The organism is Paenibacillus dendrobii, assembly GCF_009807035.1.
In the GTDB taxonomy this organism is placed as follows: domain Bacteria; phylum Bacillota; class Bacilli; order Paenibacillales; family Paenibacillaceae; genus Paenibacillus_AQ; species Paenibacillus_AQ dendrobii.
The window spans coordinates 462,785-486,080 of the sequence record NZ_WUBI01000001.1; the positions used below are offsets into that span (position 1 = coordinate 462,785).

General features: G+C 47.1%; 21 protein-coding genes. 18 read left to right on the top strand and 3 right to left on the bottom strand.

Annotated features, from left to right (window positions below; all coding sequences use genetic code 11):
- The first annotated feature begins 15 nt into the window (after positions 1 to 15).
- The 3 genes from GRF59_RS01980 to GRF59_RS01990 all read left to right on the top strand — a co-directional run bounded on the left by GRF59_RS01980 (position 16) and on the right by GRF59_RS01990 (position 2,887).
- The gene (locus GRF59_RS01980; protein ID WP_160495992.1) at positions 16 to 585 is read left to right on the top strand and encodes a nitroreductase family protein; all 570 of its coding nucleotides are present in this window, start codon (positions 16 to 18) and stop codon (positions 583 to 585) included.
- 104 nt (positions 586 to 689) lie between these two features.
- Positions 690 to 1,937, top strand: coding sequence for a DUF445 domain-containing protein (locus GRF59_RS01985; RefSeq protein WP_160495993.1), 1,248 nt, complete (start codon positions 690 to 692; stop codon positions 1,935 to 1,937).
- 41 nt (positions 1,938 to 1,978) lie between these two features.
- Entirely contained in the window at positions 1,979 to 2,887 is a 909-nt protein-coding gene (locus GRF59_RS01990; protein WP_160495994.1) for an aldo/keto reductase, read from the top strand.
- Between the two features lie 85 nt (positions 2,888 to 2,972).
- Here the strand turns inward: GRF59_RS01990 and def are convergent, their stop codons facing one another.
- Both def and GRF59_RS02000 read right to left on the bottom strand, forming a co-directional pair.
- On the bottom strand, positions 2,973 to 3,485 hold the full coding sequence (gene def / locus GRF59_RS01995) for a peptide deformylase (RefSeq protein WP_160495995.1): 513 nt from the start codon (positions 3,483 to 3,485) through the stop codon (positions 2,973 to 2,975).
- Positions 3,486 to 3,510: 25 nt separating this feature from the next.
- The gene (locus GRF59_RS02000; protein WP_160495996.1) at positions 3,511 to 3,750 is read right to left on the bottom strand and encodes a helix-turn-helix domain-containing protein; all 240 of its coding nucleotides are present in this window, start codon (positions 3,748 to 3,750) and stop codon (positions 3,511 to 3,513) included.
- Between the two features lie 415 nt (positions 3,751 to 4,165).
- On the opposite strand from GRF59_RS02000, the gene GRF59_RS02005 reads away from it, so the two are divergent.
- The 10 genes from GRF59_RS02005 to GRF59_RS02050 all read left to right on the top strand — a co-directional run bounded on the left by GRF59_RS02005 (position 4,166) and on the right by GRF59_RS02050 (position 16,958).
- Positions 4,166 to 5,860 carry a M3 family oligoendopeptidase gene (locus GRF59_RS02005; RefSeq protein ID WP_160495997.1) on the top strand — a complete coding sequence of 565 codons (1,695 nt, stop codon included), beginning with the start codon at positions 4,166 to 4,168 and terminating at the stop codon, positions 5,858 to 5,860.
- Positions 5,861 to 6,470: 610 nt separating this feature from the next.
- Positions 6,471 to 7,175 carry a response regulator gene (locus tag GRF59_RS02010; RefSeq protein ID WP_160495998.1) on the top strand — a complete coding sequence of 235 codons (705 nt, stop codon included), beginning with the start codon at positions 6,471 to 6,473 and terminating at the stop codon, positions 7,173 to 7,175.
- 3 nt (positions 7,176 to 7,178) lie between these two features.
- The gene (locus GRF59_RS02015) at positions 7,179 to 8,570 is read left to right on the top strand and encodes a sensor histidine kinase (RefSeq protein ID WP_160495999.1); all 1,392 of its coding nucleotides are present in this window, start codon (positions 7,179 to 7,181) and stop codon (positions 8,568 to 8,570) included.
- Positions 8,571 to 8,681: 111 nt separating this feature from the next.
- The gene (locus tag GRF59_RS02020) at positions 8,682 to 9,194 is read left to right on the top strand and encodes a hypothetical protein (RefSeq protein WP_237391587.1); all 513 of its coding nucleotides are present in this window, start codon (positions 8,682 to 8,684) and stop codon (positions 9,192 to 9,194) included.
- A gap of 33 nt (positions 9,195 to 9,227) precedes the next feature.
- Positions 9,228 to 10,364, top strand: a complete 1,137-nt coding sequence (gene ftsW, locus GRF59_RS02025) for a putative lipid II flippase FtsW (protein ID WP_341479994.1) — start codon at positions 9,228 to 9,230, stop codon at positions 10,362 to 10,364.
- 13 nt (positions 10,365 to 10,377) lie between these two features.
- Positions 10,378 to 11,517: an FtsW/RodA/SpoVE family cell cycle protein gene (locus GRF59_RS02030; RefSeq protein ID WP_160496002.1), complete on the top strand. Its 1,140-nt coding sequence runs from the start codon at positions 10,378 to 10,380 to the stop codon at positions 11,515 to 11,517.
- A 280-nt stretch (positions 11,518 to 11,797) separates the two neighbouring features.
- A complete protein-coding gene (locus GRF59_RS02035; protein WP_160496003.1) occupies positions 11,798 to 12,958 on the top strand; it encodes a type III polyketide synthase in 1,161 nt (386 codons plus the stop codon).
- A complete protein-coding gene (locus tag GRF59_RS02040) occupies positions 12,948 to 13,682 on the top strand; it encodes a methyltransferase domain-containing protein (protein ID WP_160496004.1) in 735 nt (244 codons plus the stop codon). Before GRF59_RS02035 ends, GRF59_RS02040 begins: the two co-directional genes overlap by 11 nt.
- Before the next feature lie 24 nt (positions 13,683 to 13,706).
- A complete protein-coding gene (locus GRF59_RS02045; protein WP_160496005.1) occupies positions 13,707 to 14,855 on the top strand; it encodes an NAD(P)/FAD-dependent oxidoreductase in 1,149 nt (382 codons plus the stop codon).
- Between the two features lie 12 nt (positions 14,856 to 14,867).
- A complete protein-coding gene (locus GRF59_RS02050) occupies positions 14,868 to 16,958 on the top strand; it encodes an MMPL family transporter (RefSeq protein WP_160496006.1) in 2,091 nt (696 codons plus the stop codon).
- A gap of 28 nt (positions 16,959 to 16,986) precedes the next feature.
- Here GRF59_RS02050 and coaA read toward each other — a convergent pair whose 3' ends face one another.
- Positions 16,987 to 17,910, bottom strand: a complete 924-nt coding sequence (gene coaA / locus GRF59_RS02055; RefSeq protein WP_160496007.1) for a type I pantothenate kinase — start codon at positions 17,908 to 17,910, stop codon at positions 16,987 to 16,989.
- 219 nt (positions 17,911 to 18,129) lie between these two features.
- Here coaA and GRF59_RS02060 point away from each other — a divergent pair, with 219 nt between their 5' ends.
- From GRF59_RS02060 to deoD, 5 genes are all read left to right on the top strand, one after another.
- Positions 18,130 to 19,065, top strand: a complete 936-nt coding sequence (locus GRF59_RS02060; RefSeq protein ID WP_160496008.1) for a sugar-binding transcriptional regulator — start codon at positions 18,130 to 18,132, stop codon at positions 19,063 to 19,065.
- A gap of 254 nt (positions 19,066 to 19,319) precedes the next feature.
- A complete protein-coding gene (deoC, locus tag GRF59_RS02065) occupies positions 19,320 to 19,991 on the top strand; it encodes a deoxyribose-phosphate aldolase (protein WP_237391589.1) in 672 nt (223 codons plus the stop codon).
- A 125-nt stretch (positions 19,992 to 20,116) separates the two neighbouring features.
- Positions 20,117 to 21,295: a NupC/NupG family nucleoside CNT transporter gene (locus tag GRF59_RS02070; RefSeq protein ID WP_160496010.1), complete on the top strand. Its 1,179-nt coding sequence runs from the start codon at positions 20,117 to 20,119 to the stop codon at positions 21,293 to 21,295.
- Between the two features lie 40 nt (positions 21,296 to 21,335).
- Positions 21,336 to 22,520, top strand: a complete 1,185-nt coding sequence (deoB, locus tag GRF59_RS02075) for a phosphopentomutase (protein WP_160498076.1) — start codon at positions 21,336 to 21,338, stop codon at positions 22,518 to 22,520.
- 39 nt (positions 22,521 to 22,559) lie between these two features.
- The gene (deoD, locus tag GRF59_RS02080; RefSeq protein ID WP_160496011.1) at positions 22,560 to 23,267 is read left to right on the top strand and encodes a purine-nucleoside phosphorylase; all 708 of its coding nucleotides are present in this window, start codon (positions 22,560 to 22,562) and stop codon (positions 23,265 to 23,267) included.
- Positions 23,268 to 23,296: the final 29 nt, after the last annotated feature.

Consider the following 23,296-nt stretch of genomic DNA (forward strand, 5'->3'; position numbering starts at 1 on the left):
AGAGGAAAGGAAATTATGAATAACAACAAGACATCGGCCTTGTCTCGAATCATCAGGGAAAGAAGGTCCATTAAGATGGGGTATAAAAATATTCCCGTTCCGCAGGAGCTCGTTCTTGAGCTGCTTAATGATGCGGTATATGCACCCAATCATAAGCTGCGTGAGCCGTGGAGGTTTATTTTTGTGCCTACAGCTTCCAAGCAGCTGTTTGCGCTCGAGATGGCCCAGCATTACCCGGAAGATATGTTTGAGAATCGGATCAAGTACTTTAATGAGCCCGACGCTTACCTGATTATTGTCATGACGGATAGCGATAATCAAAAACAGCGAGATGAAGATTACGGCGCAGTCAGCTCCATGATTCAGAATTTTCAGCTGCTTGCCTGGGAACGGGGTCTGGGTTCAGTCTGGAAAACGAATATGCATATCTATGATCCGAATGTGATGGAGATGCTGGGGGTGCAGCCCGGAGAACGAATTGCAGGATTCATCCATCTTGGATTTTTCGATGAAACGCCCGAAGGCAAGCCCAGAACTCCTGCAGAGGAGAAGTTCACGGTTTATGAGCCGAAATATGATCTGTAGCTCCCGGTCGATCGGGAGTTTTTCTATTCATTCGATTCCACGGAGATCATTTTCAGTTCAATCTTGGATAGAATGTGGTTATATACATAGCGGAGGGATTCAACATGAAAACCAGATATTTGGCAGGGACTTCCCTTGCGGTCATGGGGGCAGGCTTTCTGATTACCCTGTTTTTGCCGCAAAATCTTGCGGTTCGCCTGCTGCAGGGAGGGTTTGAAGCGGGACTCGTCGGAGGTTTTGCCGACTGGTTTGCAGTTACCGCACTATTCCGTCATCCCATGGGAATACCGATTCCCCATACGTCTTTGCTGCTGCAAAACCGCAATAAAATCGTCAACTCGCTTGTTTCTGCATTAGAAACAGAGCTTCTGAACAAGGACAGCATTACAAAAAGACTTCGCCAGTTAAAGCTGTTCAAAGGCTTGTCCACCGGTATACTGAAGCTCGTAAGCAAGAAGGAAAACCGGTTGAAAATCGTGAATTCGCTAAGCGACGTCGTACGCCAGGTTCCACTGGAACAGATGACGCCATCCGTACAACAGGCCTTAGTGAAGTTTGTGCAAAGCCAGGACTTGTCACCACTTCTGAATGCCGCTTCCCGTCAAGCCTTTCACAGTCAGCTGGATGAGAAGGCGTTGAATTATGTTCTGAGCTTCGCCGGCAAATGGGTGAGTCGTCCGGAGAATGAATATATGCTTGGACAACTCGCAAGCAATAAGTTACAGGAGATTCAGCTTAGCGGCATGAAGGGCTTTGCGCTGCAAGCGATGCTTGGTTTTTTGAGCGAGGATAAGCTCGGAAATATTTTGAAAAATTTGATTCTATCCTCTATACACGAAATGTCGTATGAAGACAGTCCATTCCGGCAGCGCATTCTGTCCGAAGTACGCCAGCAGGTATCTGACTTTACAGAGAATCCAGAGGTGGCCGAGCGCTTAAAAATGCTGATCGGGAACAAGTTGGGTGATCCCAGCTCCGAACAATGGATGCTTCGCAAGCTTGAAGAGATAAGGGCACGCGTGCTTCTGATGCTTGAGCAAGAGCAGAAGAATGGAGGACGCGGCGTCATTAAGGCGTATCGCTGGTTGTCCGACCTTCTTCGGGGCAAGGAAGATATGGTGGAACGCTGGGAGCAAGGAATTTTGTCTCTGGTCGTCAAAGCGGTCGAAGCTAACTATTACCGAATCGGTCTATTGGTTCGTGATAATTTGGATCAGCTGGATGACCAATCGCTGGTCCAGATGCTTGAGGATAAGGTCGGCGGCGATTTGCAATGGATTCGGGTAAACGGGGCCATTTGCGGCTTTTTGATCGGACTTGTACTGACAGTCGTTCATATGCTCATTGCTTAATGGAAATCAGTTTGTTTTAAAACGCGGAGAGGAGTTTGATCATGAAAAAAAATCGTCTTGGAACATCGGATCTGTATGTCAGCGAAATCGGTCTGGGCTGCATGTCCCTGGGAACGGAGGAAAAAGAGGCTGCCCGTCTGGTTCACGAGGCGCTGGATCGCGGAATTAATTTTTTGGATACGGCCGATCTGTACGATGGGGGCCTTAATGAGGAGCTTGTCGGCAAAGCCGTAAAAGGACGGCGTTGTGACGTCATTCTTGCTACAAAAGTCGGTAACCGCCGTATTCCCGGGAAAGAAGGCTTAAGCTGGGATCCGTCCAAAGCTTATATCATGTCCGCAGTAAAGGAAAGCCTGAAGCGGCTGCAAACGGATTATATCGATTTGTATCAGCTCCATGGAGGTACGCTGGACGACCCGATTGATGAGACCATTGAAGCATTCGAGGCGTTGAAGCAGGAAGGAGTTATCCGAAATTACGGCATATCTTCCATTCGTCCTAACGTCATCCGTGAGTATGTCAAACGTTCGCATATCGTGTCCGTCATGAGCCAATACAGCATTCTTGATCGAAGACCCGAGGAAGAGGTGCTACCGCTGCTTGCGGAAAAAGAAATCAGCGTGATTGCTCGCGGACCCGTGGCATCCGGAGTACTAGCGGAGGCGGGGGCAGGGAAAGTAGGAAAGGGTTACCTGGATTACTCCCCTGAGGAGCTGCAGCAAATCAGAGGGAAGTTGGAATCACTCGTTCAACCTGAACGAAGCATGTCGCAGACGGCCATCCGTTATTCGTTAGGACAGCCTGTGGTGGCAGCAGCCATACCGGGAGCGAGTTCTTTAAAGCAGTTGGTTCACAACGCTGAAGCTTCCGAGTCGCCGAAGCTCAGCCCGGAAGAATTGAATATGATTCGGAGTATCAGTCGCGCCAATGTCTACACGGCACATCGTTAAGATGGCCGTTACGTCCCCTAACCCGGAAATGAGAGAAACACCGTTCTGCTATAGCAGGGCGGTGTTTCTTATATAGAAAGGACGCTTATTTCAGCGATAGTTTGAGTGCCTGAATCAGGTCCGCCTTCTGTTTGGTTTGCTCTCTATATAGCTGTCCTTCTTTGACATGGTCAATGAATAAAATACCATTTAAATGATCGATTTCGTGCTGGATGCAGCGAGCTAAGTAATCGTGGCCCTCAAGTTCCATCCATTCGCCGGATCTGGTTAACGTTTTTATCTTCACATAATCCGCACGCTCCACGATACCGGTAAATCCCGGGTAGGAAAGACATGCCTCTGGCCCGATTTGCTCGCCTTGGATTTCCAGAATTTCCGGATTGATCAACTCAATGAGTCCTTCGCCACAATCCATGACAATCATCCTGCGCAAAATGCCGATCTGCGGGGCAGCTAAACCTGCACGGCCTTCCTCTGCATAAAGGGTATCCACCATATCATCCAGAATCCTCAGCATTTTGGGGGTCAGTTCTTCAACGGGCTTAGCCTTTTTTCTGAGGACTGGATCTCCAAAAGGGAGTATCTCTTTCTCTGCCATGATTCATGCCTCCTCTGACATTGTATTATCCGCCTTGAATATGGGGCGGCGTATGTACCCATAATTCACCCGGCGTACATTCCAGGGCTGTGCACAACGCATCTAAAGTATTGGCTTTCATTTGTTTCGGTTGCCCCCGGAGCAGGGCGCTGATTGAAGGAGGGGATAGGTCATACCCTGCTTTTTCCTTGAGCAGCCGCGCCAATTCGGCACCTGACCATATGCCTTTTTGTGCCATGACCTGTCTAAGCATCCAGACAAGCATTGGGTTCACGTCACCTTTCCACACTATGAATTTCACAGAATATTAGGCAATGCCTAAAAAAATAATGTACCGCTTTAATATATCAATGAACAAAATAAATATCAATTCCTAAATTGACGAAATGAAGCTGGAAAGTATTTAATAGTATGTAATGTATGATTCTGGGGGTTGGACGGATGACAAGGTTAAAATGGAAAAAATATTTTCTGTTTTCGGGAAAATGTTTTGCGTTGACTCTTTTATTCGTGCTTGCTTTATTTTTCAGCGTTCAAATTGCCGTCGTGATTATCTTATGGATAGCCGGTTAATCAATTTAACAAAATAAACGTCAAATTTTTTTGAACGGTGGTAGAATCTTCTTCCCATCTCCATGTATAATAAGCATAATCCTAGTTTTGAAAGGAAGTGTCATGACATGAAATTCAACGAATACAAATATGAGCGTCCGGATATTCAGCTCATCAAGGAGCAGTTCCAGAAGCTTGTGCAATCATTCGAAACGGCCGAAACTCTTGCGGATCAGGAACAGGCCATGAGCGAAATCAATCGCCTGCGGAGCGAAGTGGAGTCCATGTCTGAGATCGCGTTAATCCGTCATTCCATCGATACCAACGATGAATTTTATAAAGCGGAGCAGGACTACATGGACGAGGTTCGTCCGGTCTACCAGGAGTACATAACGGATTATTACCGTGTATTGGTCAATTCCAAATTCAGAAAAGAGCTCGAGAGCAAGTGGGGAACGCAGCTGTTCATGCTCGCCGAAATGGCACTCAAGTCCTTTAGTCCGGAGATCATTGAAGATCTTCAACTGGAAAACAAGCTCGCAACGGAATACACGCAGCTGATTGCATCTGCGAAGATCCCGTTTGAGGGAGAAGACCGTACCTTGACCCAGTTGACACCGTTTGAACTCTCAACGGACCGTGATCTGCGCCGCAGAGCTTCTGAGGCAAGATATCAATTCATGGCTGAGCATGAAGCTGATTTTGACCGTATTTACGATGAACTCGTGAAAACCCGTACGCGTATGGCCAAAAAGCTCGGTTATAAAAACTTCGTTGAAATGGGCTATGCACGGATGAACCGTACGGACTACAATGCCGATATGGTAGCCAATTTCCGCAAACAAGTTCAGGAGTATATCGTCCCGGCAGCCACCAAGCTGAAAGAACGCCAACGTGAACGCATAGGCGTGGACCAGCTCTATTTCTACGACGAAAATTTCAGCTTCAAAACCGGTAATGCCACGCCGAAGGGAGACCCGGACTTTATTCTGGAGCAGGGAGTAAAAATGTACTCCGAGCTGTCTCCTGAAATGAATGAGTTCTTCTCGTTCATGGTCGAAAACGGCCTGATGGATCTGGTCAGCAAAAAAGGCAAGCAGGGCGGAGGATACTGCACGTTTATCAGCAAATACGGGGCTCCGTTCATTTTCTCTAACTTTAACGGAACCTCCGGTGACATTGATGTGCTTACTCACGAAGCGGGGCATGCCTTCCAGGTATATTCCAGCAAACAATTCGAAGTTCCCGAATACCATTTCCCAACGAACGAATCGGCCGAAATTCATTCCATGAGCATGGAATTCTTCACTTGGCCGTGGATGAACTTGTTCTTCGAGGAAGATACGGACAAGTATAAATTCGTTCACCTGAGCAGTGCGCTTCTGTTCGTGCCTTATGGTGTATCGGTGGATGAGTTCCAGCATTTTGTATATGAGAACCCGGATGCCACGCCAGCGGAGCGGAAGCAGGCATGGCGCGATATCGAGAAGAAATATCTTCCTCACCGCAATCATGGTGACAATGATTATTTGGAACGCGGCGGCTTCTGGCAGAAGCAAGGTCATATTTTCCAATCGCCGTTCTACTACATCGACTACACGCTTGCACAGCTTTGTGCATTCCAGTTCTGGAAACGCATGAACGAAGACTGGAAATCCGCTTGGGCCGACTACTTGAAGTTGTGCCAGGCAGGAGGCAGCAAATCGTTCACGGGACTCGTCGAGTATGCCGGACTCAAATCTCCTTTCGAGGATGGATGCGTCGCTTCCGTCATCGGGGAAATTGAAGGATGGCTGAATCAAATAGACGATAAGGCCCTTTAATAGCAGTACTTTGAAAAAAACCGTCTGTCCTTGATGCTAAGGCAGGCGGTTTTTTTGCAGCTGGATTAATGGAAGGTGTAAAGTGAAACTTATTGACAAACCTATGGTCAAGGATTACGATGTCTAAGAAATTATATACTTCCTCTATAGGCGGACTCCTACTGCAAGGCTCTTCATATAGTGGTCAAGTTCTCTTTAAGATGAATGGTACCTTAACTCGATCATGGAACCGAAAGATGTTTTCCTGGCGTTATGAATGCCCTCTAGGATTGCTAGAGGGTTTATATTTTATAAAAGGGGGTGTTATCCATGGAAGGTAGTGCGAGACGAAAAGATATGTCAGTAGTACGAATATATTTTGATAAAGGAAAGAACTATGTTCCATGGGACCTCCTGTGTTTTCTTGCTTTGCGCCCATCTTGATGTACTGCGGCGTTATATGTTAGCCGGATAATTCTAGCATGCATGGCAATCCCATAAATCGAACGTCACAACTCTTTCTTAACCGGAAGAGTTTTTTTATTTTCGGCCGATCCAAGTTAGAGGAAGGGTGTAGCATAAATTTCATTCGGAATTGCCGTTAATTCGCTTAGCTTATGGAGGTGGAATCGTGGATACTGTGAATTGTAATGGAGTACTTATTGTTGAAGATGATGCCAATATCAGACGTTTTATATCGATAAATCTGATCAATAACGGCTTTGTAGTGCATGAAGCGGCTTATGGAGAGGAAGCGTTACGAAGCTATAGGGCCAATCGGCCGGATATCATCGTTTTGGATATCATGCTCCCTGATGCCAATGGATTCGAAATCTGCCAAGAGCTGAGAAAAGAGGACTCTAAGGTCATTATTGTATTCTTAACAGCATCTGGCCAGGATATGGACAGAATCAAAGGACTCGAAATTGGTGCCGACGATTATATTGTCAAACCGTTTAATCCGCTAGAGCTTGTTGCAAGGATTAAAGCCATATTGAGGCGTACGGATATTTCCTTGGGCCACCAAAGACATACGCTGGAATCTGGTCCGATTCGGATGGATGTGAGTTCTAATAAAGTGTTCAAACACCATGTCCCTATCGATTTAACGCCAAAGGAATTCCAAATGATCAGAACCTTCATGGAGCATCCCGATACGGCGCTATCCAGGAACGAATTGTTGAATCTCGTATGGGGAGAGGATTATGTTGGAGATTCCAAGACAGTAGATGTCCATGTGCGAAAGTTACGAGAAAAGATAGAAGATGACGACTCCAAACCGTATTGGATCGAGACGGTATGGGGACTTGGATACCGATGGAGGAGGGACGGTTAGACAATGGGCATACGAAAAAGGCTCGTCGGAAGTTATTTTGTGGTCATCTCTCTAACGGTGCTCATTCTTGAAATCTTTCTTATCGTTTCTGTCCGATATTATTATTTTCATAATATGGAGCGAATCCTGATGAACCAAGCGGAGTTATCCGCTTCTTTTTTTCAGCAGTATTTTACGGATGAGGACCTGGAAGAGCAATCGGATCGGTTGCTGAAAGGATTTGGCTATCATTCTGATGCACAAGTGCAGATCATTCATCCATCGGGCCGGCTCTTGCGGGACTCGGCCGGATTCGAACCCGGGATGACCATGAATCAATATGCCGATGTGCAGTCAGCGATATCCGGAGAACCGGGGACATGGAGAGGAAAAGACCCTTTCACTCATGAAGCTGTTCTGTCGGTTTCTTATCCCTTAGAGGCTCACCATCTCACTGTTGGGGCAGTCAGATTCGTTACTTCATTGAACGGTACCATAGCAACAGTGAATCAAATTATGATCTTGCTGATCGGCGTGGGTCTCGCTGTTGTTGCGATCGTTACCACACTTGGGATATTCCTATCGGCTACCATTACCAGATCTATTAGGGATCTTAAACAGGTCGCAGACAGGATGACTGAAGGAGATTTCCGCATCCATGTCCAGAAGCGTTACCGGGATGAGCTGGGTTCTTTAGGAGATACGTTAAATAAAATGGCCGTCAGAATCGTGAAAAGCGAACAGCTTAAAAATGATTTTATTTCATCCGTGTCGCATGAACTGCGGACACCGTTAACATCGATCAAAGGTTGGGTCATAACGATGAAATCAAATGGGTCCGTTGATACGGACTTGTTTCATGAAGGTCTTGAAATCATTGAATCCGAAAGTGACAGGTTAAGCCGAATGGTGGATGAACTGCTGGACTTCTCCAAATTGGATAGCGGCAGAATTACCCTGCATTTCGCCCCGGTGAATTTGACCGATTTGTTGAATCACATTGGCAGGCAGCTTGCTCCTAGAGCATTACGGCAAGGAGTTACTCTCGATATGCAGGCAGATGGAGGTCTTCCTGTCATACAAGCAGACGAGAACCGCTTAAAGCAAGTATTGATTAATTTGATTGATAATTCTCTTAAATTCACGGATGCCTCTGGCCGTATTACGGTACATGCCCGCACCGAACCCAAGCAAGTCGTTATTAGCGTTACGGATACGGGTTCAGGAATATCGAAAGATCAGTTGGCAAATGTACTGCAAAAGTTTTACAAAGGTGATCCGCATGCTCCCGGCAGCGGTTTAGGCCTGGCCATATCGGATCAGATTGTGAAACTTCATCACGGCCAATTGAGTATAACCAGTTCGGCAGACAGCGGAACGATAGTCCGAATCTGTCTACCGATAGGGGGAGAGTAATTTTAACTATTTCATAACCACTTTATGTGTGTTGGAAGATATGATAGTAAATGAGCTTGCGGGCGGGGAGTTGGAGCGAAAATGTCGAGAAAATTCAAGGGTATCCAATTGATGTCAACATTAATACTATTGCTGCTTGGAGGATGCGGAGTTCCAGCAACTCCCGTGGATTTAATTGAATCTCCTGCACCGGAAATAAGCCTTCAAAACGGAAATGTCAGTCACGATCTGATGAAACTGCTGCCTCATAAGGCCCAAATTCTGTCGCCTAAGCAGGAAAAACAGAGGAATGACATCTCTTATGGAGACCTTGACGGGGATGGTATCGAGGAAGCGGTCATTGTATATGAAGAAAAGAATGAGACGGGCAAATTGCTCAAAGCAGCGCTATTCAGACAGCATCAGGAACAGTGGCACAAGATATCGGAGGTCGAAGGTTTCGGATACGGTCTGGATTATGCCGGGATCTTGGATATCAACCACGACGGCCGTTCAGAGCTGGCTCTTGGTTGGTCCTTGGGAGAAGCGGGTAGTGGTCTGGATGTTTACGGGTGGCGGGAAGACGGGCTAAGACTGCTTTCCAAGAAGGTGTATCAAGGCAAGACGGAACTGAACCTGAAATAGAGCGCCTGTACATGTAACTCTCTATACCGGGAGGTGTCTGATAGATTGAACCATAAAACAAGAGGCCGCCCGGATTTTCTTCTTCTTTTTATGACTTTTTTCTTAGTTGGATTTGGTCTGATGATGATATTTAGCGCAAGTTATCCAGTAGCGATCGCTAAGTATAATACTCCATGGCATTACGTCATGAAACAAAGCGTTTCCGCGTCTATTGGTTTATTTGTGATGTTCACTTGTATGTCTGTACCCCTTACGCGCTGGAAGAAGGCTTCGCCAGTACTGCTGCTGATCTCGCTGTGGATGCTCGCTTTCGTTTTGATAGGGAGCGGAAATATCAATGGAGCGAAACGCTGGTTTACTGTGGCAGGTTTTACCTTGCAGCCGTCTGAATTTTCTAAACTAACCCTTATCGTTTATTTGTCTGCGATCATAAGCAAAAAAGGGAAGCAAATCCGTGATTTCCGCAGAGGCCTGATGCCTGTTATGACGGTGGTAGGCCTCATTCTGCTGCTTGTCCTGAAGCAGCCGGATTTCGGCACAGTTCTAATCTTGTCCGGAATTGCCGTGACCATTTTGCTGGTCGGCGATGTGGATCTTCGCCACATGTTTCTGCTGGGCACGGCGCTGATTCCGGTGTTCTTGTATCTTGCATTCAGCAAAAGCTACCGTCTTCAGCGGATCCATTCTTTTCTAAGCCCGATGGATGATCCGAAAGGTTCGGGGTATCAACTGATCCAGTCTCTTGATGCGTTTAAGCATGGAGGACTATCCGGAACAGGAATCGGCCATAGCATTCAAAAGCTGTTCTATCTGCCTGAGGCGCATACCGATTTTATTTTTGCTGTCATTGGTGAAGAACTGGGGTTTATCGGCACATCTCTGCTTATCATCGTGTTTTTTCTTTTCATTTGGCGGGGCTTTACCGCTGCAATTAGGAGTGGCGATCCATTCGCATTTATGTTCGGAATAGGAATCGTGACCATGATATTTGTGCAATTCCTGCTGAATGTCGGAGCCGCCATCGGCGCTTTGCCCATCACGGGCGTACCGCTTCCCTTTATCAGCTATGGGGGTTCATCGCTCATTTTATGCTTGGCTAGTACCGGCATCCTGCTTAACATTTCACGTTCAAACCCTAAAAGGCGTCAAGAAAGAAATTCAACAAAATAGAGGTTTTCATCTTATGTTTAATATTCGCCTCATTTCAAAGCTGGATAAATCAACTCTGATGGTCTTGGTCTGTCTGGTTTCCATTGGAACAGTCGCGATATACAGAGCCACAGAAGGCACGCATTTGGAAGGGCTTCACATCAGCAATATCGTTCTTTTCGTTGCATTTTGTATTCCTATGCTGATACTCTCCTTGATGGATTATCGGATTCTCTTAGGCAGGTTGTCTTACGTTTTGTATGGTATCGGCATCGTGATGCTCGTTCTGGTTAGGTTTGCCGGAGAAAATATTAACGGGGCGTCCCGTTGGCTGAATATAGGTCACTTTCAACTCCAGCCCTCCGAATTGGCTAAAATATTCACGATTCTGCTGATTGCTCACTTATTGGGTCAGCGGAAGGGACGGAAGCTCCAAGTTATTCAAGATTTGCTGCCAGTTGGCCTTGTTTTTGCGATACCATTCATTCTCATCATGCAGCAGCCGGATCTAGGAACGTCTCTCGTTTTTGTAGGTATCCTGCTAAGCATGCTGTGGATCGGCAATATCCGGTCATGGTATATGATATTATTCATCAGTATCGTGATTCTGATCATTGGCATGGTATTATGGCTTTACTATGCCAATTTCGAACTGTTGTCCAAGATCGTGGAGCCCCATCAGATGGCGAGAATTCAGGCTTTCCTTGATCCAACCAACGATCCCGATAAATCATGGCATGTGAAAAATGCAATGAAGGCGATCGGTACGGGAGGATTGAGCGGCAGCGACGGGGTCTATGTCCGAAGAGGTTTTATTCCTTACGTGTATTCTGATTCAATCTATGTGGTTATTGGAGAAGAATTTGGATTTATAGGTTCTGCCGTGCTGTTGCTGCTTTATTTGCTGCTCATGTATCGCATGATCCATATATCTATGGAGAGCAAAGAGTTGTCCGGTACATATCTCGTTATCGGTTTGATGGGCATGCTGGTCTTTCAGGTCTCTGTTAATATCGGAATGCATATTGGGATTTTACCTTTGACGGGCATTTCATTGCCGTTTATCAGTTATGGAGGAAGTTCCTTGTTAACCAATATGATAGCCGTGGGACTGATTCTGAGCGTACACGCTCATAGGGATGATGTGGTTTTAGGTGACTCCGTAACAATATGAAGCGATTTAAGCCACCCGGCATCGGGTGGCTTTTTCTTTGCATCGTAAGCAGGTGCTTTTCTTTTGCCAATATACCTTGAAGGCACCTCAGTGAATACGTGTTAGTATTTTGGCTTCCTGCTAAAGCCGTCCATGAATTTTACTAGATTCTTGCATAATTACGGTTATTCAGGAATAGACTTGTCTCACGATGTCTTCTTTTTCATGATTTGATTTTAATGATCTGATTTCGTGAGGTACTTTAAATAGGGATAACGAGGAAAGCGAGGTGGGATAAGCGATGGAGGATCATATATTTAAGGGGAGAGCGGGAATTATCGGAATTGGTACAAGCATCCCGCCGAACAGGCTTGAGCAAAATGAAGTGTTTCAGAGAATAGAGCAATCCTGCAAAAAGGATTCGGATGTCGTGCGCTGGGCCAGAAGGATCTTCAAACAATGTGGTGTGGAAACGCGGTACACTTGCGAACCTGATTTTTTGGAACAGGCAGGAGCATGCCGTTATTTGCCCGACCATGAAGGAGCCGTGGTACCGACGACTTCCGAGCGCATGGAGGTGTACCAAAGGGAATCTGTTCCACTCGCCGTCGAGGCGGCAAGGGAGGCCATGGCGGAAGCGGGACTAAGTCCATCCAGTGTCACACATCTCGTCACCGTCAGTTGTACCGGGCAGTTCCTGCCGGGCTTGGATACCGTACTCGCTAAGGAACTCGGATTATCCCGACGGATATGCCGAATGCCACTGATATTTCAAGGTTGCAGCGCCGGCTTAAGAGCCGTTCAACTAGCTAAGGATATCGTCGAAAGCAACCCTTCCACCGTGCTCGTCGTCTGCGTCGAGTTGTGTACGATACATTTTCAACCCCCGGCTTCACGCGAAGCGCTGTTTGGTGCTTCTTTCTTCGGCGATGGGGCGTCAGCCTGTGTCGTCAGTCGTGTTTCGGATGGAAGAGAACATGTATTTATGCTGGGAGAGGGACATTCCGTAATTATTCCGGATTCTGAGGAAGAGATGATCTGGAAGGTGGGGGATCATGGGTTTGATCTCTATCTTTCGCCTGCCATTCCGAAGCTGCTAAAAACTTTTCTTAGAGAAGAAGTCGAGCTGCTGCTGGGTGAACAATCTTTGCCTGCTTTATGGGCTGTGCACCCAGGTGGGAGAGGCATCGTTGATGCTGTACAGGAGATGTTCGAGCTTAAGGACGACCAGGTTACATTCAGTCGGGATATCCTGAAGCACTATGGCAATTTATCTTCAGCTACGATCTTGTTTGTTCTGAAGAGTATGAGAGAACATCTGATAAAGCAAGGGACGGAACGGGCAAAAGGGATCTCTCTTGCGTTCGGACCCGGACTGACCGCAGAATTGCTCAACTTTTCGTATATCCAAACCGCAGGGAAACCTTTTTTAGCCGGTAAGGATGCAGCATATGTTCAATGAACTGAACAGACGCTCGGTAAAAGATGAATATATGGACGATTTCAGCTCAGGCGGAGAAGAATTATCGGAAGCGCTTCGTCATCTCCGCAGGTTGAACCGGATATTTGGTGCGGCTGGACCGCTGCTATACGGCATCAAAGAGTTATGGATCCGTACCGGCCAGCCCCCAAAACTGCATCTGATGGATATAGGGGCGGGATCCGGAGAGATCAATCGCCATATCCTGCGTTGGGCAGACCGGGTAGGGATCGAAGCTCGAATCACGCTGGTAGACATGACCGAAGAAGCATGCAATGAAGCCCGAAGGATTTTTAAGGATGACCCCAGAGTCGAGGCTATTCGGCAAAACGTGTTTGATATTGAGGAGCATGCAGCAGATATGCTTATATCCTCCCAATTCCTGCACCATTTCAGCGATAGCGAGCTTCCGGAAGTCACAGGCCATATGCTGCGTTCTTCCCGGTACGGTATTGTCATCAGCGATATTCACCGCCACTGGATTTCTTGGTCCGCCGTATGGCTCACCGCGCATCTTATTTCCACCAATCGATATATTCGTCATGACGGCCCCTTATCGGTGGCCAAGGGATTTCAATCGTCGGATTGGAAAAGATTAAGTCAGGCTCTGAGCTTTTATGGTGACTACATGCTGGAGTATTCTTGGAAGCCGTTGTTTCGATACAGCGTCGTGATATCCAAAAATAATGAGCACAACGAACATTAAAGGTGCCGGATTGGAGGGGATTGGATGCCGGACGCAGTGATCATTGGGGGTGGCCTGTCCGGAAGCAGTCTGGCTATCCGCCTTGCAAACCTAGGTTGGAATACCGTGTTGCTCGACCGTCAAATGTTTCCGCGCCACAAAGCCTGCGGAGAGTTCCTTTCTCCTGAGACCCAAGAGATGTTCCGCGAACTGGGAGTCATGGAACAACTGGAAGCACTTCAGCCGGCACGTATTCTCAAATCTCGGATTATATTCAGGCATGGGGGAGCCGTCGAAGCTGAACTGAGTAAACCGGCTTGGGGATTAAGCAGATACGCATTGGATTCCGTTATGCTGCAGGCTGCCGAAGAAGCAGGCGTGGAAGTACGGACCGGTACGGCCGTTTCCAGTGTTGCTGCCGAAATAAAAGGATTCCGTATTGGGACACGAACCGGAGGAGCTTCGGAAATTCTGCACTCCCGGAGCGTATATGCCGCTTGGGGGGTTCATCCTCGCGGGGATCTCATGGGGGAGCCTCAGGTTGTAAATGACAAGCGAAGGCGTGCATATATCGGTTTCAAAGCTCATTTTACAGGAATCGGTCTGGACCAGACCGTAGAGCTTTACTTTGTTCGTGGAGGCTATGTAGGTATTTCGCCGGTTGAGAATGGAAGGGCGAACATTGCGGCTCTACTTCCGCTGGATTGGGCAAGAGGCAAAGGAAGCTCCGTATCAGAATTGCTGCTCTCAGCTGCGGCGGAGAACGCAAAACTGTGGAACAGACTTCAGGATGGGATACTCATTCCTGATACTCAAGTCTCGGCCGCCCCGGTTTACTTATCCGGAAAACCGAGTGCATGGAGCATCATTCCTCAGGTTGGCGATGCAGGAGCCATGATTCCTCCGCTTTTCGGGGACGGGATGTCGGCAGCACTCCGTTCGGCCAGAATATGTGCTTCTTACGGGGATCAATTTCTCCGTGGGGATCGGAGTATGGAATCTTGGAAGGACGCTTATCTTTTGGATATGAGCAGGGAATATGATGCGATATTGCGGTGGGGGCATTTGCTGCAGGCGCTTGGCAGCATGCCGGTGATCCCCCGGTTATGGACAGCAGGGACCAAAGTATTTCCGCAGCTTGCTGAATATATGGTCCAGGCAACCCGATTGAACGGGAAATCTCCGCTGCCTTAAGGGGAAGATGTTATGGTATACCGATTGCTTGCTTCACTTATATATCGCCATCCGGTAGTGATTGTAGCCTGCTGGGCGGCGTTTTTTATTTTCTTCGGGTCATTCTCCGCTGAACTTCCGTCGGTTGTACGTGGGCCGGGATTGAACGCGGATGGTTCGGCAAGCCGTGTACAGCAGATTGCGAATGAGCATCTATTGATACCTGAAGATCCTGTATTTGTACTGTTTGAGCGTCATAACAATACGACGAGTGCGGAATTTTTATCGGTAATCGAAGCTAATCTTAACGCTATAAGAAACCTCGACGGAGTGAATCGGATTATATCGCCTCTACAGCACCGGGACCTTTTACGCGATCAAGCAGCGTACGCTGTACTTGCATTGAACAAGCCTTCTTATCAGCAGGCGCCATTAGTCAAGCAGATACGAAGTTTGCTGTCGGAAACCGCCGGGGTGAAAATTCAGCTTACCGGGGCATCAATTATACAGGATGATGTAAATCGCGCGAGTATGCATGATTTCAAAATGGCGGAGCGCGTGGGAATCCCTGCTGCGTTCATCATATTACTGCTGACGTTTGGCGGCATCTTATACGCATTCATTCCGGTCATTACAGGACTACTCACCGTTACTTCAGCGATGGGAATGATGGTGATCATCAGCCGATGGTATGATCTGGATCAGTCCAATTTTATCTTGAACGTCATTCCTATGACGGGACTTGCATTAAGTCTGGATTTTGCCTTTATTATCACGAATCGCTTTCGGGAAGAACTGGGTAGGGGAAGCACGGCAAGCGCCCTGCGAGCCACCATGTCCACGTCCGGCAGAGCCGTGTTTTTTTCCGCTGCCTGTGTTATTTGTGGATTAATTGCCGTTGGTTTCATTCCGATGCCCATGTTTGAAAGCGCCTCGCTCAGCTCAATGGTCGTTGTAGCATTAGCGGTCGTCATTAACTTGAGCTTGGTCCCGGCACTTCTCGTGCTATTGGCTCCAGTGCTGCAGAATAAGGCAAGAAGAAACATGTTTCCCAGCTTGAGTTTCAGGCTATGGTCAACCTGGGCGGATAAGGTTATGCGAAGACCCATTCGCATGCTGGCAGGTGCGGGTTTTATCGTCATCTTGCTGCTCATCCCGGCATTACACATGACAACCGCCGTTCCGGATGCAGACTCGCTACCGCCCAACACGGAATCCAGACAGGCTGATGCAGCGATTCGGCAATATTTTCACCATGAAGGAACTTCGGAAATTCTAGTTGTGGTTCAAGCCATGGGGAAATTTTTGACGATTCAAGAAAAAGAAAAAGCAAATTCATGGCTTGGAAAAATCAAGGATGATCCTGAGGTCATTCGCGTAAGTCCACTGCGAAACATGGAATATGTTAGAGGTTTATCCCCGAGTATCGCTATGTTTCAAGTCTTGCTCAGAGGAAATCCTGATTCCGCGAGAGTTAACGAATGGTTGAGAGCAGCGGAAAAAAGCGCTGAAACTTCAGGAGCGAATATTTTACTGGGGGGTGAAGCCAAGTCCCGCCAGGAAGTAAAGGATGCGATCACCGAAGTTCTGCCCCTCATGCTTGGATTCATTATCTTTTCTAACTTGATTGTATTGTTTGCCGCTTTTCGGTCAATTCTGATTCCCATCAAGGCATTGGTCATGAATATGCTGAGTATCGGAGCATCCTTTGGTATATTAGTGCTTGTTTTTCAAACGTGTCTCACAGGCATACCTTCAGAAGATATAGCTATTATGGTGCCAGTATTTGTTTTTGGGCTGGTATTTGGCGTAAGTATGGACTACGGGGTGTTTTTGCTGTCGCGGATGTCGGAAGCTTTCGACGATACGGGGAATTCTGACCATGCGATACGTCATGGAATGGCTGTAACGGGAAAATTGATCACTTCGGCGGCTGCCATTCTTATTGCAGTGACATTACCGTTTGCGTTCGGGGAAGTAGAAGGTGTGAGGCAGCTGGGGGCGGGCATTGCAGCTGCGGTATTCATCGATGCGACTCTTATTCGGCTGCTGCTTGTTCCTTCGTTGATGAAGCTTCTGGGGAACGTGAATTGGTGGATACCGCGCTGGCTTCGTTCTTCCTGAGAGCCAGACGCGGTATTCTAGAATCACGCTACTTCCGCAGCAATACCTGTTCGATCATATGGTTGGCACCTTTTTGAATGATGAGTTTGGCACGTTCCTTGGTAGGCATAATATTTTCATTCAAGTTTTTGGCATTGATATCCCGCCAGATCCTTGTCGCCGTATGAATGGCTTCTTGTTCAGTAAGGGAGGCGTATTTATGGAAATATGAACGTGGATCCTGGAAAGCAGTATCCCTCAGCATTAGGAATCTTTCAATATACCATTCGCGGATATCCTCTTCGTTTGCGTCGATGTATATTGAAAAATCGAAAAAATCGCTTACGAAAAAAGGTTCCTGCGTATTAACCTGAAGCACGTTGATGCCTTCCAGGATCAGGATATCCGGTTGATCAACCATCAGAGCCTGATCATCCAGAATATCATAAGCCAAGTGGGAATATACAGGCACTTTCAGAGCAGGTTCACCGGATTTGATGCTGCTGATGAAATGCATGAGCTTATTAATGTCATAGCTCTCCGGAAAACCTTTTTTATTCATGATGCCCTTGGCCTCAAGCACCTTGTTGGGATACAGAAAACCGTCAGTTGTCACCAGGTCGACTTTGGAATGCTCATTCCAGCGGGATAGCAGGTTTTGAAGCAGTCTCGCCGTAGTGCTTTTTCCCACTGCAACGCTGCCTGCAATGCCAATGACGAAAGGCGCCTTTGGTGCCGGCATGTTGAGGAAAGAATTCATCTTCGATTGAAGATTCTGGAAAGCAGTTACATACAAATGTAAGAGCCTTGCAAGCGGAAGATAGACTTCAGTGGCTTCCTCTATTGCAATTTTTTCGTTCAGTCCCTTTAATTTCTCGAACTCCTCTTCCGATAAGGACAAAGAAGGGAGATCGCGAGACAAGGCCCAGGCTGTTCGGTCAAATTCAAAATAAGGAGAATATGTATTGTTCATGATAGGCTCGCTTTCTATCCAGGCTGAAAACCTGACGCAACCCGCAGGTTCTTTTTTTTGATATACTATTCATAACGGAAAATTCCGCAGTTACTATCTTATCAAATAAACAGCCCCGGAAAAAGCATATCTTGCAAAAGGCAGGAATTTAGCCGGCGATCCGGAATTGCTAATAAACAGAGTACCGATTATAGACATAGAGACGGGTGAGTATACAAGATGGACAACGAAAAACAACGCTTATCGATTGAAGCGGCGAGACTGTACTATCAATCCGATTTCAGCCAACAGGATATAGCTCAGCGGCTTGGCGTATCAAGGCCCACCGTATCCAGACTGCTGCAGTTTGCGAAGGAACAGGGATATGTCAGAATCGATATTGTTGATCCGCATGAGGATTTGAATATTCTCTCGCAGCAGCTACAGAACAAATACGGACTGGATACGGCACAGGTATGTTATTCGCCGCTCAATACGTATGAAGAAATCAAAAAGCATATTACGAAACAAACCGCAGAATATCTACATGAGACGATACAGGATAAAGACATTATCGGCGTGACTTGGGGAACAACGATGCATGCGGTAGCCCAGCAGCTGCAGCCCAAAACCGTAAAAGGGGTAGAGGTGGTGCAGCTCAAGGGGGGTGTCAGCCACTCCCACGTGAATACCTACGCTGCGGAGACGGTGAACTTGTTCGCGGAAGCTTTTCAAACGGTTGCCAGATATTTGCCGTTGCCGGTTATCTTCGATAACATCGCGCTGAAACGAATCGTGGAGGAAGACAGGCATATTAACCGCATTATCGAACTCGGGAAGCAGGCTAACGTTGCCGTGTTTACGGTAGGAACAGTGAAAGAAGACGCGCTGTTGTTCCGTCTGGGTTATTTTAACGAAGAGGAGCAGAAACTGTTAAAGAAATATGGCGCTGGGGATATCTGCTCCAGATTTTTTGATCAAGAAGGAAAGATCTGCAGCGACGAAATCAATAACCGGACGGTCGGTATCGACCTGCATGAGCTGCGCAAGAAGGAGAAATCGATCCTTGTGGCTGGCGGACAGCGCAAGGTTGAAGCGATCCAGGCTGCGCTAGCGGGTAAGTACGCGAACATCTTGGTAACGGACCAATTTACGGCACAAGCTCTTTTAGCTTGAATGTGCAAAATCTGTCATAGACACATATGGCAGATTTTTTTTGTGCAAAATAAGCAGATGAATGCTTCAAAAATTGTCGTTGAACATAATTTCATTGGTGTATTTACATATGTTCACGCGAGTGATATGATATTTCTGCAATCACGTAGAATGAACTCAAGGCAAGATTGCTTTAGGCATTCTATACAATAAAAACCTTTTCATTTCATGAGAAATGGATTAATAAAAGGTAACCGATTCTTGAAGGAGATGACATGATGACAAATCTTGCGGGTATGATCGATCATACACTGCTGCGTGCAGATGCAACACAACATGAAATTGCCAAATTAACGGAAGAAGCGAAGAAATACGAGTTTGCTTCCGTATGCGTAAACCCGACTTGGGTAAAATACGCTGCTGAACAATTAAACGGAACCAAGGTGAAAGTATGTACCGTAATCGGATTCCCTCTGGGAGCAACAACTTCGGCAGTTAAAGCTTTTGAAGCAACCAATGCCATCGAAAACGGTGCAACGGAAGTCGATATGGTCATCAACATCGGTGCATTAAAGGACAAGCAGGATGATGTCGTGGAGAAAGACATTAAGGCTGTGGTCGATGCTGCTGCAGGTAAAGCACTTGTAAAAGTGATCATTGAAACTTGTCTTCTGACAGACGAAGAGAAGGAACGCGCGAGCCGTTTGTCCGTAAAGGCCGGGGCTGATTTTGTGAAGACCTCCACAGGATTCTCAACGGGCGGCGCGACACCTGAAGATGTTCGTTTGATGCGTCAAACGGTAGGCCCCAATGTTGGTGTCAAAGCTTCCGGCGGTGTACGGAGCCTAGAAGATATGAATCAAATGATCGAAGCAGGCGCGACACGAATCGGCGCAAGCTCAGGTGTGAAAATTATGGAAGGCGGCCAATCTACGGCTTCTTATTAAGTTGTTAAAGTGACTGCCTCAGTAAAAGCTGGAGACGCATATATGCCGTTTCCGCTTTTCTATCAATACTCTGGAAGCGCTTTATGAAAGATTTTCAAAACAAACTACATCTTGGGGAGACAGCCATGAAATTTTTGATTGCGATATTAGGGTTACTCGTCGTGTTTGCACTGTCTTATGTGGCCAGCAATAACAAACGCGGTATTCGCTATCGCCCGATTATCATCATGATCGTTCTGCAACTGATTTTGGCGTTCTTCTTGCTGAATACGGTTGTCGGAACCGTGCTGATCAAGGGATTCTCGGATATCTTCACGAATTTGCTGACGTACGCAGCCGAAGGTATCAACTTTGTGTTTGGTGGTATTGCCAATGAAGGACAAACTCCATTCTTCCTGAATGTGCTGCTGCCAATTATCTTCATTTCAGCTCTGATCGGGATTTTGCAGTACGTTAAGGTACTCCCGATTATCATTCGTTTCATCGGTTTGGTGCTCAGTAAAGTCAACGGCATGGGCAAGCTCGAATCTTACAATGCCGTAGCATCTGCCATCTTGGGCCAATCTGAAGTCTTCATTTCGGTGAAAAAACAAATCGGTTTGCTGCCAAAGCATCGTTTATATACGCTTTGCGCTTCAGCGATGTCTACAGTTTCGATGTCCATCGTTGGCGCCTACATGACCATGATCGATCCGAAATATGTCGTGACCGCATTGGTGCTGAACCTGTTCGGCGGCTTCATTATTTCTTCGATCTTGAATCCGTACAAAGTGACTCCTGAAGAAGACAAACTGGAAGTTCAGGAAGAGCAGGAGAAGCAGTCATTCTTTGAAATGCTTGGCGAATACATTATGGATGGCTTTAAGGTAGCGATTACGGTAGCCGCCATGCTGATCGGTTTCGTCGCATTGATCGCAATGATCAACGGCATTTTCAACGGAATCTTCGGTATATCGTTCCAGCAAATTCTCGGCTATGTCTTTGCACCATTTGCTTTTGTGATGGGCGTGCCTTGGAAAGAGGCCGTGGATGCAGGCAGCATTATGGCTACCAAAATGGTATCCAATGAATTCGTGGCCATGCTGGAACTTGGCAAGATGTCTTTGTCACCACGTGCTACAGGTATCGTATCGATCTTCCTCGTATCGTTCGCGAACTTCTCCTCCATCGGCATTATCGCCGGTGCTGTCAAAGGTTTGCACGAGAAGCAGGGTAACGTGGTTGCTCGTTTTGGACTTAAGCTGCTCTATGGCGCAACACTTGTCAGCGTGTTGTCCGCAACACTCGCCGGCCTGTTTCTATAATCGCTTAGCATGAGTTATACTCTAAACGGAGGAGTGATAAATAATGGCAGAATTTAAACGTGTACACTTGATAGTAATGGACTCGGTTGGTATCGGTGAAGCTCCGGATGCCGCTCAGTTTGACGATTTTGATGTGGATACATTCGGACATATCGCAAGAGAGCGCGGCGGCCTGAAGATGCCGAACATGGGTAAGCTCGGCCTTTCCAACATCCGCGAAATCCAAGGAATCAACAAGGCGGAACAGCCGCTGGCTTACTACACCAAGATGCAAGAGAAATCAGCGGGTAAGGATACCATGACCGGACACTGGGAAATCATGGGGCTCTACATCGACACGCCATTCCGCGTGTTCCCGGATGGTTTTCCTGATGAGCTGATCCAGCGTATCGAAGAGAAAACCGGACGCAAAGTCATCGGTAACAAGCCGGCCAGCGGTACGGAAATTCTGGACGAGCTGGGCGAGGAGCAGATGAAGACAGGAGCACTGATCGTGTATACATCCGCGGACTCCGTACTTCAGATCGCGGCTCACGAAGATGTGATTCCACTGAAAGAGCTGTATGAAATTTGCGAATTCTGCCGTGAAATCACTTTGGATGATCCGTACATGCTTGGACGTATTATCGCACGTCCTTATGTCGGTGAGCCTGGAGCATTCAAGCGTACAGCGAACCGTCATGACTATGCACTCAAGCCTTTTGACAGAACAGTTATGAGTGAGCTGAAGGATGCTAACTTCGATGTGATCGCGCTCGGTAAAATTTCCGATATCTATGATGGGGAAGGCGTTACCAAAGCCATCCGTACTGCATCCAACATGGACGGAATGGATAAATTGATAGCCACCATGGATGAAGATTTCACAGGCCTCAGCTTCCTGAATCTGGTCGACTTTGACGCGTTGTACGGCCACCGCCGTGACCCGCAAGGCTACGCTCAGGCTTTGGAAGATTATGATGCGCGTCTGCCTGAAGTCTTCGCGAAAATGACGGACGAGGATCTTCTGATCATCACGGCCGACCATGGCAACGATCCAACCTATCGCGGTACGGATCATACGCGTGAATATGTGCCGCTGCTCGCATACTCTCCACGTTTCAAAAACGGTGGAAGCGAGCTTGCGCTGCGTAATACATTCGCGGATCTTGGCGCTACGGTTGCTGATAACTTCGGCGTACAAATGCCGAAATACGGCACTAGCTTCCTTAAAGATTTGAAATAAATCATCCATCATCCCTATAACCTGTCAGGAGGACAATCAATGAGCACTCATATTGGAGCAAAAGCTGGAGATATCGCAGAAACAATTCTTTTACCTGGAGATCCGCTCCGGGCGAAATACATCGCAGAAACCTATTTGCAGGACGTAACCTGCTATAACGAAGTCAGAGGCATGCTTGGATTCACGGGTACTTACAAAGGAAAACGCATCTCTGTTCAAGGTACCGGCATGGGCATCCCGTCCATCAGCATCTATGTCAATGAAATGATCAGCCAATATGGCGTTAAGAACCTGATGCGTGTTGGTACATGCGGCGGCATGCAAAAAGACGTTCATGTGCGTGACGTGATCTTGGCTCAAGCTTCCTGTACGGATTCTGGTGCAAACCGCCATTATTTTGATGGATATGATTTCTCTCCGATTGCAAGCTTCAACCTGCTGAAAACTGCTTATGATAAAGGCGTGGAAAAAGGTCTTAAACTGCATGTCGGCAACGTATTCAGTTCGGATATCTTCTATCGTGATGACAAATCCGTCGTTGAAAAGCTGATGCAGCATGGCATTCTGGGTATTGAGATGGAAACGACAGCTCTGTACACATTGGCTGCTAAATTCGGCGTCAATGCACTGACCCTACTCACGGTAAGTGACCACTTGCTGACAGGCGAAGAGACAAGTGCGGAAGAACGTCAAACCACATTCAACGACATGATGGAAGTGGCTCTCGAAACCGCAATTACCCTGTAATACTTATGTGGGCTCATAGCAAGAACATT

Excerpts from the sequence above, each read along its gene's own strand:
- deoC (WP_237391589.1), top strand. The coding sequence starts at position 19,320 with ATGATGACAAATCTTGCGGGTATGATCGATCATACACTGCTGCGTGCA.
- GRF59_RS01985 (WP_160495993.1), top strand. The coding sequence starts at position 690 with ATGAAAACCAGATATTTGGCAGGGACTTCCCTTGCGGTCATGGGGGCA.
- coaA (WP_160496007.1), bottom strand. The coding sequence starts at position 17,910 with ATGAACAATACATATTCTCCTTATTTTGAATTTGACCGAACAGCCTGG.
- GRF59_RS02015 (WP_160495999.1), top strand. The coding sequence starts at position 7,179 with ATGGGCATACGAAAAAGGCTCGTCGGAAGTTATTTTGTGGTCATCTCT.
- GRF59_RS01980 (WP_160495992.1), top strand. The coding sequence starts at position 16 with ATGAATAACAACAAGACATCGGCCTTGTCTCGAATCATCAGGGAAAGA.
- GRF59_RS02030 (WP_160496002.1), top strand. The coding sequence starts at position 10,378 with ATGTTTAATATTCGCCTCATTTCAAAGCTGGATAAATCAACTCTGATG.
- GRF59_RS02020 (WP_237391587.1), top strand. The coding sequence starts at position 8,682 with ATGTCAACATTAATACTATTGCTGCTTGGAGGATGCGGAGTTCCAGCA.
- def (WP_160495995.1), bottom strand. The coding sequence starts at position 3,485 with ATGGCAGAGAAAGAGATACTCCCTTTTGGAGATCCAGTCCTCAGAAAA.
- GRF59_RS02040 (WP_160496004.1), top strand. The coding sequence starts at position 12,948 with ATGTTCAATGAACTGAACAGACGCTCGGTAAAAGATGAATATATGGAC.
- GRF59_RS02060 (WP_160496008.1), top strand. The coding sequence starts at position 18,130 with ATGGACAACGAAAAACAACGCTTATCGATTGAAGCGGCGAGACTGTAC.
- GRF59_RS02045 (WP_160496005.1), top strand. The coding sequence starts at position 13,707 with ATGCCGGACGCAGTGATCATTGGGGGTGGCCTGTCCGGAAGCAGTCTG.
- GRF59_RS02035 (WP_160496003.1), top strand. The coding sequence starts at position 11,798 with ATGGAGGATCATATATTTAAGGGGAGAGCGGGAATTATCGGAATTGGT.
- GRF59_RS02000 (WP_160495996.1), bottom strand. The coding sequence starts at position 3,750 with ATGCTTGTCTGGATGCTTAGACAGGTCATGGCACAAAAAGGCATATGG.
- GRF59_RS02005 (WP_160495997.1), top strand. The coding sequence starts at position 4,166 with ATGAAATTCAACGAATACAAATATGAGCGTCCGGATATTCAGCTCATC.
- GRF59_RS02050 (WP_160496006.1), top strand. The coding sequence starts at position 14,868 with ATGGTATACCGATTGCTTGCTTCACTTATATATCGCCATCCGGTAGTG.
- GRF59_RS01990 (WP_160495994.1), top strand. The coding sequence starts at position 1,979 with ATGAAAAAAAATCGTCTTGGAACATCGGATCTGTATGTCAGCGAAATC.
- deoD (WP_160496011.1), top strand. The coding sequence starts at position 22,560 with ATGAGCACTCATATTGGAGCAAAAGCTGGAGATATCGCAGAAACAATT.
- GRF59_RS02070 (WP_160496010.1), top strand. The coding sequence starts at position 20,117 with ATGAAATTTTTGATTGCGATATTAGGGTTACTCGTCGTGTTTGCACTG.